At 72.0% G+C, this 13,522-nt stretch carries 8 protein-coding genes; 1 reads left to right on the top strand and 7 read right to left on the bottom strand.

The annotated features are described in order from the left end of the window. From ABZU52_RS28975 to ABZU52_RS28945, 7 genes are all read right to left on the bottom strand, one after another. On the bottom strand, positions 1 to 822 hold an 822-nt coding region (locus ABZU52_RS28975), incomplete at its 3' end, for a hypothetical protein (RefSeq protein WP_354974125.1). A gap of 24 nt (positions 823 to 846) precedes the next feature. Then, positions 847 to 3,030: an NHLP family bacteriocin export ABC transporter peptidase/permease/ATPase subunit gene (locus ABZU52_RS28970; protein ID WP_354974124.1), complete on the bottom strand. Its 2,184-nt coding sequence runs from the start codon at positions 3,028 to 3,030 to the stop codon at positions 847 to 849. Beyond that, a complete protein-coding gene (locus tag ABZU52_RS28965) occupies positions 3,027 to 3,836 on the bottom strand; it encodes a hypothetical protein (protein WP_354974123.1) in 810 nt (269 codons plus the stop codon). The genes ABZU52_RS28970 and ABZU52_RS28965 overlap by 4 nt, the downstream gene beginning before the upstream one ends. Continuing rightward, on the bottom strand, positions 3,833 to 5,296 hold the full coding sequence (locus ABZU52_RS28960) for a SagB family peptide dehydrogenase (protein ID WP_354974122.1): 1,464 nt from the start codon (positions 5,294 to 5,296) through the stop codon (positions 3,833 to 3,835). Before ABZU52_RS28960 ends, ABZU52_RS28965 begins: the two co-directional genes overlap by 4 nt. Before the next feature lie 80 nt (positions 5,297 to 5,376). After that, a complete protein-coding gene (locus tag ABZU52_RS28955; RefSeq protein ID WP_354974121.1) occupies positions 5,377 to 7,653 on the bottom strand; it encodes a TOMM precursor leader peptide-binding protein in 2,277 nt (758 codons plus the stop codon). Positions 7,654 to 7,803: 150 nt separating this feature from the next. Beyond that, positions 7,804 to 8,829, bottom strand: coding sequence for a hypothetical protein (locus tag ABZU52_RS28950; RefSeq protein WP_354974120.1), 1,026 nt, complete (start codon positions 8,827 to 8,829; stop codon positions 7,804 to 7,806). 152 nt (positions 8,830 to 8,981) lie between these two features. Then, entirely contained in the window at positions 8,982 to 11,864 is a 2,883-nt protein-coding gene (locus ABZU52_RS28945; RefSeq protein WP_354974119.1) for an AAA family ATPase, read from the bottom strand. 398 nt (positions 11,865 to 12,262) lie between these two features. On the opposite strand from ABZU52_RS28945, the gene ABZU52_RS28940 reads away from it, so the two are divergent. Continuing rightward, complete coding sequence (locus tag ABZU52_RS28940; RefSeq protein ID WP_354974118.1) at positions 12,263 to 13,078, top strand: transposase family protein; 816 nt, start codon at positions 12,263 to 12,265, stop codon at positions 13,076 to 13,078. Positions 13,079 to 13,522 lie beyond the last annotated feature (444 nt).

The following is a 13,522-nucleotide window of genomic DNA, read 5'->3' as shown; positions in this document are numbered from 1 at the left end:
GGCCGCCGCGGCGAGCACCGCCGCGTCGGTCTTCCGGCGCCGCTGCACGGCGCTCAGCAACGCCGCGTCGGCCTCCTCGATCCGGGTCTCCACCATCCGCAGCAGCCGGGCCACGTGCTGGTCGACGGCCGACCGGAGCTGACCGTTGACCAGCAGGTCCCAGCTGCCGTGGCTCTCCACCGCGCACGGCGACTCGGCCACCACCCAGTCCCGCTCGGCGACCAGCAGCAGCTCCCGCTCCCCCGACATCTCCGCCGGGCCACCGTCGTTGCGTCGCAGTTGTCCCCCGGCGCTGCGCAGCCACCACGCGCCGCCGGTGGAGGTGAGGGCGCTCCCCGGCGCCAGCGAAGTGATCTCGCGTCCGCGGAGGGTGGACGCCTCCCGGGGCGCCTGCCCGCGGCGCAGCGTGTCGGCGACGGTGACCAGCACCAGGTCAACCGCAGCGACCAGCTCCGTCGCGGCGGTCCGCGCCCGCAGCGACGCACCGTCGTCCGCCACCCGGCCGAGCCGAACATGCCGCTCCAGCAGGGACAGGTGACGCCGGGACAGCCCGCGCAGTTCCGTGCCGGGCAGTGGCACCAGGATCAACTGCCACGCACCGATCGCGGTGGACGTCGGCACCAGGCCACCCGCAGGCAGCCGGGCCACATGGTGACGACGCGAGGGGCTCATCCCGGCCCGGCGCACCGCGAACAGGTCGGCCTCGCCTCCGGTCACCAGCCAGCCGGCCGCCGGGCCGTCCAGGCGGCAGACCTGGCGTACGCCGTCCGAGCAGAAGTCGATCAGGCCGCCGGCCGGGGAATCCTCCACCGCGCCACTCATCAGCGTCTCCTCGGATCGTCGTGGTCAGTGGTCCCGGACCAGGCGCGCGTACGCCCCGTCCTGGGCAACCAGCTGCTCGTGGGTGCCGCGCTCCACCTCCCGGCCGCCGTCCAGCACGACGATCAGGTCGCAGTCGCGGACGGTGGACAGGCGGTGAGCCACGATCAGGCAGGTCGCCCCCCGCCGGCGCAGGTGCAGGTCGATCCGACGCTCGGTCTCGGCGTCCAGCGCGCTGGTGGCCTCGTCCAGCACCAGCACCCGGGGATTGCGCACGAGCGCTCGGGCGATCTCCAGCCGTTGCCGCTGCCCACCGGAGAAGTTGCGGGCGTTCTCCCGTACCGGACTGCCGAGGCCACCCGGCCGGGCCGCGACCTCCTCGTAGAGGCACGCGTCGGTCAGCGCGGCGACGACGTCCTCATCGGCGACCGTGAGGTCCCACATGGTGACGTTGTCCCGGACCGTCCCCTCGAACAGCCGTTGGTCCTGGTCCACCATGGCGACGGTGGCCGCCCAGAGCCCGTCGTCGGCCGCGGCCCGCTCAAATCCGTCCACGGTGACCCGTCCGGTCCAGGGACGGTAGAGCCCGGCGACCAGCCGGCCGACAGTCGACTTGCCACTGCCGGACCGCCCGACGAGCGCCACCCGGGCACCCGGCGGCAGGTCAAGGCTGAAGTTCTCCAGCAGTGGACGGCCCAACGGGTTGTAGCCGAAGGTGACCTCCTCGATGCGCAGGTGCCCCTCCATCGGCGTCATCGGGCGGACGGGGCGGTCCTGGGCCGACGGCAGCGGGTACCGCTCCACGTCACGCAACCGGTTGAGGTCGGCGCTCATGTCCTGCAACCGAGAGCCCAGCGCGGTCAGGTTGCCCAGCGGGCGGTTCATCGCGGCGGCCAGGCTCTGCATGCCGACCAGTACGCCGACGCTCATCGCCTCCGCCACGACCTGCCGGCTGCCCAAGCCCAGCAGCACCGCTGTGGTCCCCGAGGCGAGCAGCGCCGGCAGGACGGAGAGCACCGCGGTGGGCACCCCCAGCCGCTGCTGACGGGTGGCGACGGTGGCGTGGCGGGCCGCGAACCGGGCCACGGCGCGTTCCTCCTCGCCGCCGGCCTTCACCGTCTCGATCATCTGGACCGTGGTGTAAACCGTGGTCACCAGCTTGCTGCGGTCCGCCTGAAGACCGGCGACAGCGGTGGACCGGGTTGAGGCGACGTAGCGGAGCACGCTGACGTTCAACCCGGCGAGGAGCACCGCGCACAGTCCGAGCAGCAGGTCGTAATGGCAGAGGAGCGCCCCGTACGCCAGCACCAGGCCGGTGTCCACCGCTGTGGTGGCCGTCCGGCGGGTGAGCACCTCGGCGACCACCTCGTTGCCGCGGACCCGCTGGCTGAGGTCGGCGGCCTGCCGTTGGTCGAAGAAGGTCGGCGGCAGCCGCAGCAGATGTCGGAAGAACCGGGCGGCGCTGGCGAGCGCGAGCGCCGTCTCCGCGCGAACGGTCAGGCGTTGCTGCAGCAGACTGGCCAGGAAGGTCAGCACGGTGGCCACCGCCACCGCCGCCACCAGGCCCGCGAACGCGGCCCGATCCTCCTGCAACAGCACCCGGTCGACGAAGACCTTGGCCATCACCGGGATGGTCAGACCGACCACGGCGATCAGCAGGCCGAGCAGCAGCATCTGCGCGATCGCCGAGCCCGGGCCGCGCCACCGCTCGGCCAGCGCCCGCACCAGCCGGTAGCGGGTGCCGCCGGGCCGGAACTCCGGGCCGGGCTCCATGGTGAGCACGACGCCGGTGAACGCGCCGTCGAACTCCTCCCAACTCACCCCACGGGGACCGGTGGCCGGATCGTTGATGAAGACCTTACGGCCGAGCCCTTCCAGCACCACGAAGTGGTCGAACCGCCAGAACAGCACCGCCGGCAACGCCACGGTGGCCAGGCCGGCCAGGTCCATCTGGAAACCCTTGGCCACCATGCCGTACCGGCGGGCACCCTTGAGCACGGTGGCCGCGGTGGAGCCGTCCCGGCTCACTCCGCACACCCGGCGCAACTCCTCAAGAGGCACGTGCCGACCGTGGTGCGCGAGCAGGATCCCCAGCGCGGCGGCGCCACACTCCACCGCCTCCATCTGGATCAGGGTGGGCGTACGGACCCGTCGACGCCGGATCCTGGGAAGCTCCGGCGTGCCGCTGACGGCGGTCGTCGGCGCGCTCATCGCCGCAGCAACCAGTCGATCGGGTGTTCCCGGTCCACGGTGAACCAGGCGGTGACCTCGCTGGCCGAGTTGAGCTGGAACGGCGGCGGAGACTTGGTCCAGCGCAAGCCGCCCGGGGCGGCCGGGTCGGGCTCCAGGGCGACAGTCACCCGCACCACGCTGCCGCGGGCGAGCAGCCGCCGGACGTCCGGCCCGGTGCCCAGGAAGGCGCGCAGCGATGCCTCGGTCTCCGGGAAGGCGCCGACCGTGGTGACCTGGCCGGCCAGGGTGCCGAACACGTTGCGGGGCGCGGCCGCGGCGGCCACCTCGACGGACACGCCGGGTTGCAGCAGCGGGGCGGCGACGGCGGGGGCATAGACGACTGCCTGCAACGCGTCCCCGGCGGTGTCGAGCCGTTCCAGGTCGGCCAGGTGTGTACCCGGGGTGACGATCTCGCCTTCCGAGACCAGCCAGGCGACGACGTACGCGTCACCCGGCGCGGTTTCCACCCGCACCTTGCCGTCCGCCGTGCGCAGGCTGTAGAGGGGGGTGCCTTTCGGCACCCGCTGGTGCGGTGCCGCCCACACCTTGGTGACCTGGCCGCTGTCGAGCGCGTCGAGGGCCGAGATCCCGTTAGAGTGGATCAGCACCCCGGCCGCCTCGACGGTCCGGGGCACCACCGTACGCACCGACCACACACCCGCGGCGACCACGACGATGAACAGCGCGGTGGTTGCCAGCCAATTCGGCACTGTGGTCAGCCGGACCGCCCGGTCCAGTTGCTCGGGCGCCTCCAACTGGCGCAGCGCCTGCCGCCGGAACTTCATGGCCGGCCCTCCGCTGTGGCCGACCCGGTGGCGCAACGCGAGCCGAGCAGGAAGTCGGCCACGCTCGGCTCGACCAGCGGGTCGAGTCCGGACAACTCGGCGAAGGCCTGGGAGTCCCCGGCACCGAGGGCGCACGGCGCCAGCCCCATGGCGGTGGCGACGAGATACATCTGCTGGGTCAGCACACCCGCGTCCTTGAGAATCATGGCGTAGCTCATCCCTTCGTACTTCCACATGAGCCGCTGGACCCGGGCGGTGACCACCAGGACCGTCTGCGGCGGCCGAGGCAGGGCACCGGCCGCCCGGGCGTACGCCAGCAGCCGCTCCGCGGCCGGTCCCCAGCCGGCGACCGGCTCCAGCCGGTGCCCGACGGCGTCGTAGTGGTAGAGCCCGGGGTCGAGCCCGGCGCAGCGCGCGACCAGCGGATAGATCTCCAGCTCGTAGACGCCGCCGCCGCCCGGGTAGGGCCGATGGCCGACCTCCTGCCCGCCGGCCTCGCCGACGGCGCTGGTGTGCTGCGACCGGTGCAGGAACTCCGCCAGCCGTTCCAGCGGCAGCGGCGCCGCGTCGTCGTGTTCGCGCACGCTGCGCCGGTCCGTGACGACCTGGCTGAACCCGGGATCCGCCTTGGCGATCGTCGCCAGGTCCGGCAGTGGTAAGTCCACCGCCCGACCCCCGTCGTACGGGCGGCGCAGTGGTTGCGGGGCGAAGCGCTCCCGCATCCGATAGGTGCCGCCCACCGGCAACGCGTGTTGGCCGGCCCGGGATCGGTGGTGCAGCCGCAGCTCCTCCGGCGACCAGTAGGCCAGCGGCGCGTCGTCGCACTCCGCCTCGAACTCGGCGTCGGTGACCAGGATCCGGGCGGTGGCCAACTCGTCGAGCACCCGTCCGGCGACTTCCGGTGGCACGCCGAGCGTGTGGGCCACCGTCTCGGGTCCGACGCCCGGCGCGGCGGCGGCCAGTACCGCGCCGAGGGCGGCGTCGGCGCAGCCGACGACGAGGGTGCTCAGCGGTGACGCGGCCACCAGCATGCCCCGTTCGTGCTGGAGGGCGGCGAAGCGGGAGAGCCGGTAGCGGACCCCGAGGGTGTGCAGGCGACTCTCCGGCAAACTGCCTCGCCCCAGACCAGTGGGCACCAGGTCGAGCAGCGGCCGATCGTCGACCTGGACGCGGCGCTCCAGCCAGCAGTGGGCGAGCAGCCGGCGCAGCAGCAGCTGCGCGGGCAACACCCGGTTCTCCCCCTCCAGGCCGCTGATCAGCCGGCCTACCTCGACGTCGTTGACCCAGTCGGCGGCGAGCCGCAGCAGCAGCGCCCGCCGGCCTATGCCCGGTCGCTCCAGGGTGAGCTGGAAGCGGGTCTGCCGCAGCGTCAGCGAGCCATCCTCGCCGAGCCGCAGCTCCGCGTCCCGGCGCAGCCGGTACGACTCCTGGATCGGCGGACCGCCGACGGAGCCGCTCACGACCACCGCCGACCGACCGGGTCCACCACGGTGGTCATCCCCACATCCTTTCCACGGTCCCGGTGGCCCGGGAGCGCCGGCTAGAAGAACACGTTCAGCGGATTGGCCGACGTCTCGTCGACGGCCAACGGGCCGCGGCCGAGGCGGGGCGGCACGTCCCACAGTCGGCCGGGACCGAGCCGGCGCCAGAAGTGCCGCAGGCCCGGCACGACGACTTTCACCACCGCCAGGTCGACATCCGGACGGGACTGGTCGACGACGATCACCTCAAGGCCGGCTCGCCCCGCCCGGCTTACGCAACGACGCACGTCATCGCCGACGTCGCCGGTGGTCAGCGCCGGGTGGTCCGCCGCGGTGCGCGGCGGCCGGGTGGGGTCCGGGGTCAGCCAGGGCTGGTCGGCCACCCGCACGGTGCCGAACCACCACGCGGTGTCCGGGTCGTCGACGCCGTACCGGTTGCGGTCGGAGCCGGGACCGGCGACGGCGGGCAGGAACTGGTTCACCTCGGTGAGCGCCCGGGTCAGCGCGACCCGCGCGTCCAGGTGCGCGCCGAAGCCGACCAGGACGTCCTCCGGCCCTCGGTCGACCCGCCGGGAGACCGCGGCGAACGTGGGTACGCCGAGGTCGGCGGTCAGGTCGAGGGCCCACAGTTCGCGGCCCAGGGCGGTGGCGTGGTGGTCGACACAGGCGGCCGTCCACGGGTCGCCGAACGAGGCGAGGTCCACCCCGGGCATCCGCGATCGGTGGTACCACCACAGGGCCACACTGTCCCGCTCCACGAGTTCGCAGAAGCCCTGCAGGATCGCCTCGGACAGGTTGCCGCCGGCCGCGCAGCCGTTCGAGTCGGCCGAACACACCCCCAGCCCGGTCAGCTCCGGATGCCCGTACCAGCAGTGCGCGGCGGGCAGCTCGCGCGGTGTCTGCCGGGTCAGCGACCAGCCCGTGGTCCAGTCCAGCTCCACCTCGTCGGGCAGCGGGCGGGGAATGCGGTGCAGGTGGCCCAGGTCGCGGTTGAGCCGGTGCCGGTCGGCGTACTGGCGTTCCGAGAAGAGCAGCAGCTCCCGCAGGTGTACCGCGCGGTCCGGACCGAGCTGCCGGTAGGTCGCCCGGTGCACCGGGCGGTCGCCGCGCCACACCCCGCAGTAGCGTTCCACCGCCTCCCCGACCGCGCTCATCCGGGCCTGCAGGTCGGTCCGGCCCTTGCCGCCGCTCTGCCCGCGCAGATTGCGGCGCAGCGCGGCGAGCTGGCGGGGCTGGGCGAAGTTGTGCCCGGCCGAGTAGGTGTGGGTGACGCCGTTGTCGGTCGCCTCCAGCGGGGTCAGCCGGCTCACCACGCCCAGATACCGGCTGACATGGTGGACGAGCGCGGCGTACGCCTCAGCGGGCTCCCTGGTGCGGGAGTCCCCGGGCCGGGTGGGCTGGGCACCGCTCGGTGGCAGGTCGATCCGCGGCTCGGCCTTGCGGACGAGGTCCGGGTCACCGCAGGCGGGGCACTGCGGCTGGCGTACCAGTTGGTGGCTCTCCGTGCTCAGGTCCCGGGTGTCCAGGGCGACCATCCGGCCGGTGAGGCGGGGCGACGCGCCCCGGACGGCGAGCACGGCGAGCTCCGCGGCGAGCAGCCCGGCCGCCATGGTGGCCAGTCCGGGCAGGACCGCGCGACCGGGCTGCGGCAGCGGACCGGCCAGGTCCTGCCCGTCGAGGAAGGCGTTCACCTGTTCGTTCTCCTGCCAGCGTTGCCGCAGGCAGGCCCAGCAGCCGGTACGGCCCGGCACGAGGTGCGGGCCGAGGAAGACGACGTTGCCGTGTGGCCGGGCCAGCGTCCACGCGCGACCAGCGGCCAGGTGGCGGTCGTTGATCAGCGCCAACCGGGGGTCGAGCATCGACGACGGCAGCACCAGCACCTGGGCGGTACCCGGGCCAGGGTCCGGCACGTCCGGCCCGACCACTGTCGGGGCGAGGCCGAGGGCGCGCAGCGCGTCCGCGGTCTCGGCCACCCGGGGGGCCCCGAGGTCCACGATGGTGACCCTTCCCCCGGCCATCCACCGCCGCCCGGCGTCGGGCGGCACACCCCGGGCGTCCCAGCCGGCGGCCTCGGCCGCCGAGGTGTGCGCCGGACCGGACACCAGAAGGCCGTGGTCGCGCAGCCGGGCGAGGGCTGCGGCGACGGCGGCGACCGGGTGTCGGGTGGCCAGCTGGGCCACCACGTCGGCCAGCGGTGCGGCACCGTCGAGCTGGTCGGCCAGGTCCGCGGCGACCGGATCGTCGATGAGCAGGCTACGGGTCTCCCCCAGCACCACCAGCGGACCGTCGGTCAGCCGCACCGGCACGTAGTCCGATCGGAAGCGCGGACGCCACATGGGTTCCTCCCGAGCTTCGTGGCCGGACCGCGGCACCGCCGGCCCAGCCGGCGATCACGGCTGCTGTCATCGTCGCGGTCCGGCGCGTCCAATCCGAGTGATGCCACCGGTTTCTGCCGCCGCCGACGCCGTGGGAGCTTGGCGGCAGACTCAGCCGGCAGTGACGGTCAGCGCGGTGTCGTTGAGCCCCAGCACCGATGCGCCGACGGTCTGTGCCGGCACGAGCAGCACGAAGGTCTCCACCCGGGTGACCCGGATCGACTTCCCGCTGATCGCCTTGAGGTGACCGGTGGCGATCAGGTCCGGGCTCTGCGGCTCCAATCGGACGGTGGAAGGGCCGCCGGGCGCCGGGCGGAGCGTGTCGGTGGCGTGAATAGTCAAAAAGGTGAGCGTGCCGGTCGGCACCTTGACCCCGCAGTCGGACCACTCCGCCCGGTCCATCGTCCGCTGCACCGCCCCGCCGACTCCGGCGAGCTGCTGCCCGTAGACCTCCCAACCGCCGGCGAACTGGCCGTCGAGCAGCGGGCTCGACACGACGAGGGACCGGTTGCCCGTCGTGGACCCGACGCTGCGGGCGAACACCTCGGCGGCGAGGGCCCGACGGCTGGTCTCGTCCAGGGCGGTGCCGCCCGCGGTGGCCGGCAGGCCGTCGATGCTCCGGGCGACCACCAGCGAAGGTTGGGTGACCTGAACGTTGTGGCTGAGCTTCCACTGGCCGTCGGCACCGAGCACGAACTGGCTGACGTCGGTGGGCGCCAGCTCCGAGCCGGTCAGCCGGAGAGTGGCCGTGGCGAGGAAACAGGCCGGTTCGCCGGGTGGCACCGCGAAGACCGGGTTGATGTGCTGGAAGGACGGTTGCGCACGCTGGTTGTACGCGGCCCGACGTACTGCGGCGATGCTGAGGTCCAGCGAGGGCGGAACCTCCTGGGCCCGCAGCGCCTCGACGTCACCGGCCACCGAGGCCGCCGCGTCGGCCTGGTCGAAGGCGGTGAGCACCAGCGCGGCCCGGTCCCGACCGAAAGCGGCCGAACCGTGTGGCGCCGGGGTGGCCGCGTCCACCGGCTCGCCACCACAGCCGGTCAGCACGAGCAGCGCCACCGTGGCGGCGGCGAACGGCATCGCCGGCATGCCGGCGGCGAGGGTACGCGGGCTCCTGACGGATCTTCTGCCCAGCATCTCGTCCTCCATCCGCCACCGGTCGACGGGAATCGCGCCCGATGCAGTTCGAGTATGTGAGCGGTTACCGTGCCAGACCGGTGGCGGCGCGGCCTCGTGCTGCCCGGCCTGTCGGCGTTGCACCAAACGACGTCATCCGCCCTGGGTCGCGGTCACCGATCGGTGTCATCGAGCCGAGCGACCCAGGCGACCAGACCCGACCGGGAAGCCACGCCCGCCTTGCGGTAGATGCGGGTCAGGTGCGCCTCCACCGTGCGGGGGCTGATGTTCAGCTGCCGCCCGATCAGTCGACTGGTGGCCCCGGTCGCCGCCAGCCGCGCGATGTGCCATTCCCGGTCGGTCAGGGCGGCGACCTCGCGTGGGCCGACCGGACGAGCCAGTCGCAGGCTGACTCGTTCCGTCCCGCACCACCCGGCAAGTTCCAGCGCCCGGCGGCGGGCACGCGCCGCCGGGACGGCCTGGTCCGCGGCTTCGGCCGCCCGCGCCAGGGAGGCCAACGCAAGACTGCGCCGTAGGACCATCCCGCCGGCGCGGAACAGGTCGGCTGCGGTCTCCAGGTGCAGCAGCGCCGCCGGGACCTCGCCACGGGCGAGCAACACCTCGCCGTACGCCGACTCAGCGAAGCCCCGCTGCCCGGGGAGACCGACCCGATCCGCCTCGGCCATCGCCAGCCGTGCCTGCCGCTCGGCGTCGGCCACCTCGCCCGCGGCGAGCGCGGCAGCGCAGAGCAGCTCGTACCACATGGGTCGGAGGGTGGTCTGGAAGCGGCTCAGTCGGCTGTCGCCGCCGCCGGCTGAACGCACCAGCTCGGCACAGGTCGTCGGATCACCGGACAGCAGCGCCGCAGTCGCCAGCGCCGTCGCGGCGGTACGACCACTCCAGGTGGCGAGGTCGGTGGCGATTCCGACGGCGCTGCGGGCCAACGCCACCGCCCGGTCGTCGTCCCGAAGGCCACCACGCCACGCTGTCGCCTCCGCCTCGAACGCCAGGGCGAAGCTCAGCAGGTGGCGACTGCCGATGCGCCGGGCGACGATGCCCGCCTCCGTAGCAAACTCGATGGCGGTGGTCAGCTGGCCGGCGTAGTAGGCCACCTGAGTGCGACCGAGTAGCAGCTCGCACAATCCGTCGTCGCGGTGCGAGGCGCGGACGAGGGTGAGCCCTCGGTCGAGGTGCCGCACCGCGTCGGCCTGCCGTTCGAGGTACAACTCACTCAGACCGAGCGCGGTGAGGCAGTCGGGGTGGTCCTGCACATCCCGGTCCGGCAGTGAGTCGACGATCCGGACGCCGGCATCGAGCAGGCCCCGGGCGTCGTCGAGTGCGCCGTCGTGCGCGGCGGCCAGACTGCGGACGGCCAGCAGGCCGGCCCGGTCCGCGCCGGAGCCGCCGGGATCGCCGGTGAGCCCGTCGGACAGCCCGGCCACGGGGCGACCGGCCAGGATGCCGGCGACGCCGATCTCGGTGGCGAGTCGGTAGCCCGGGGTGGGTCCGGCGCCGACTGGCAGGGCGGCCAACTCGCGCCGACTGATAGCCGCTGCCTCCGCGTAGTTACCGAGCAGGCGTTCCACACGCGCCCAGAGAGCTACCGCTTCGGCCCGTCGTCCCTCCGGGTCGGCGGGGAACAGCGGCACGATCTCCTGGAGCAGGGCCCTGCTCTCGGCCAGGTCGCCCGCCTCCCCGGTGATCTGGGCCAGCGCGAGTGACACGTCCTGGCGATGCTGCGTCGAACCGGCCGTCGGCCGCAGCGCACGCAGCGCCAGCCGCAGCCAGCGGATGGCCAGGTCCGGTGTCTCGCGCCTGATCTCCTGCGCGGCTCGGCAGAGCACGTCGACGCAGCGGTCGACCCAGCGGCCGTTCGGCAGCGCGAGCAGGCGCTCCGCGTAGCGGGCTCGGTCCGCGGGTGGCGCGCCCAGATCGACCAGCGCGTCAAGCGCCCGCGCACACGCCTCCACCTGCCACTCCGGGTCGGTGTCCTGGGCGACCGCCATCCGCAGCACCGGGTGCCGGAAGGCGAACCGTCCCGTTCCGGGGACGCGGCGGATCAGGTCAATCCGGGCCATCCGCCAGGCGGCCTCGACTGCCAGTGACGTCGGAACCTGCGCGACCTCGGCGAGCAGGTCCGCGGTGAAGGGCGCATCGACGATCGCCCCGGCCCGCAGACAGGCCAGCTCGACGGGGGGTAGGTCCGTCCACTCGCGGCGCAGCACGGCCACCGCCGCGTCGGACAGCCGGCCACCCTGTGCTTCACGGATCGGGTCTGCGCTGTTCGAGGTGGGGTCGCTCGGCAGCACCGCCAGGTAACCGGGGTTGCCGCCGGTCAGGTCGTACCGGGCGCGCAGCTCCACTTGGTCGATGTGGGGGTGCAGGAGCGCGACCTCGGCGAGGCTGAGAGGGCGAAGTTCGATCCGGTCGTGTGACGTCGGTTCCGCATCGGCGTGCTTGTCGGGATCCGGTAGCCCGAACGGCATCGGGGCCGCCATCTGCCGCGGGCGGTAGACGAGCACGAGCAGCAGCGGGGCGGGCACCGGATACCGCAGTAGGTGGGCGATCAGACCGGTGGAGGAGGCATCCGCCCAGTGCAGGTCGTCGAGGACCAGCACCAGACCGTCCCGTGCCGCCAGGCCGATCAGCCGGCGGGCCAGCTGGTAAGTCCGGAACCGCCGGGCGTCCGACGCCCGCGCCGGCGCCGCTGGCACCGCGGCGACGGACTCCGCCCAGCTCTCCCCAGTGGGCCGTCCATCACGCACCCCGCGTCGGAGTGCCTGCGCTTTCGTGAAGGCGTGTCGAAACACATGGAAGGGGACTCCTCGCTCATCCGGCGAACAGGTCCCGACGGCCCAGGGGACGGTGGAGTCGCACCGCGCCAGGGCCTCGTGGACGAACCGGGTCTTGCCGATGCCCGGCTCTCCTACCACCTCGCAAACCATTTGCCAGCCACGGCTCAGCACTGTGGCCTGGGCCCTCCCGAGACGTGCCAACTGTGGTCGTCGCCCGACGAAGCGCGGGCTCGATGATGCGCTTTCCAGCCCAGGTGTCATCACGCAGACCAGACGCCTTCCGGCACGCTCAATGGGAATTGGTCGCACTATACCGGAGCGCTGCCAAGTGTCGAAACATACCGGCACCTCCAACCCCTATTTGACAGGTAGCGTCGAGATGCAGTTCTTTCCGACATCGCACCACAACCCAACCCGGAGAAGGACCGGTAGCCAGAAGCGCGGAATGATGTCCCTGAAACCCAATAAATCACCCGTTACCTACACTGCGCCCGGGCAATGAGCCATTCCGCGCAAGCAGGCGGTAGCAGTCAGTAGCTGTCCGGAATGCCGGGTAGGCGTCGGACGCGCCAGATCAGGCGGGGTACGGAGAAAAGACGCAGAACCTCGATACGAAGTGGTCCTTCCACAGATCAACTTCATAGAGGTCCTGCGTCGACATGAGTGTCACATACACCGCTGTACTGCCGGTACGCGAGGAGACGGTGAGCCGCCTGACCGGGTTGCTCAACGCCGAACGTATCCGCCGCGGCACCCGGGCCCGGACCCGGTCGCTGCCCTGCCGTGACCAGGCGATCCTGACCCTGCGCTGGTTCTACGACGGCACCCGGATCAAGCAACTCGCCGCCGACAACCAGATCAGCGTGTCCACCGGCTACGACTACCTGCACGAGGCCATCGGCGTACTCGCCGCGCAGGCGCCCGGCCTGCACGGCGCCCTCCTCGCCGCCAAGACCGCCGGCTACTCCCACGTCAACATCGACGGCACGCTGATCGAGACCGACCGGTGTCGTACTCCTGGGCCCACACCGGGCGTGGATCTGTGGTGGTCGGCCAAGCACGACAACCACGGCGGCAACATCCAGGTGATCACCGTCGGCGACGGCTGGCCCATCTGGACCTCGCCCGTACGTCCCGGCCGCGAGCACGACACCACCGCACTACGCACCCACCCTGAACTCCTGCCCTGCCTACGAGAGGCCGGCGCCGATCTGCGACCCCTCGGCGATCTGGGCTACGAAGGCGAGTCCACCACCATCACCGTGGCGTTCAAGAAACCAAAGAACAACCGACTCACCGCGATCCAGCAGCAGTTCAACAAGGCCCACAACGGCCTACGAGCCATCGGCGAACGCGGAAACTCCCTGCTCAAGACCACATTCAAGGCACTACGCAACATCAGCCTCGACCCATGGCGCATCGGCAAGATCGTGGCCGCCGCACTCGTCCTGCTCCACACCGACCGCACCACATGATCACCACCGGTAATCAGAACGTTGCGCGGAATGGCTCAATCGCCAACGAGTCCCCGGCCGCTGCCGGGCTCCAGGGCTACGGCCAGGCCATTTGGACAATCATCGGAGGGCCGCGCCTAATCTGATATCGCCACGATCGTGGACGTCTATATTCATTCGCCCGAAGCGGTCATATTTCCACCTTGACCCTTCAACCGTGACGCTCATCCCACATGATGAGCCGACACAGACGCGACATACACACAAGACACGTGATTCGGCAGCCTTTGTACATTGCGGGCTTGGCTCGCTGTCTGAGTGCGAGCGATGGTCGATACCGGTGAGCTACCCCCGTTTTCATGGAGCTTCGTAATCATGGTCTGATGGCCATGGGGAGGAAGTTTCTGTGGCGGCACCGAAGAAGTACCCCGATGAGCTGCGTCAGCGCGCTGTGCGTTTGTACCG

Origin of the sequence: Micromonospora sp. NPDC005220 (assembly GCF_040607895.1) — a bacterium.
Taxonomy (GTDB): domain Bacteria; phylum Actinomycetota; class Actinomycetes; order Mycobacteriales; family Micromonosporaceae; genus Micromonospora.
This window is presented reverse-complemented; position numbering and strand designations above follow the sequence as displayed.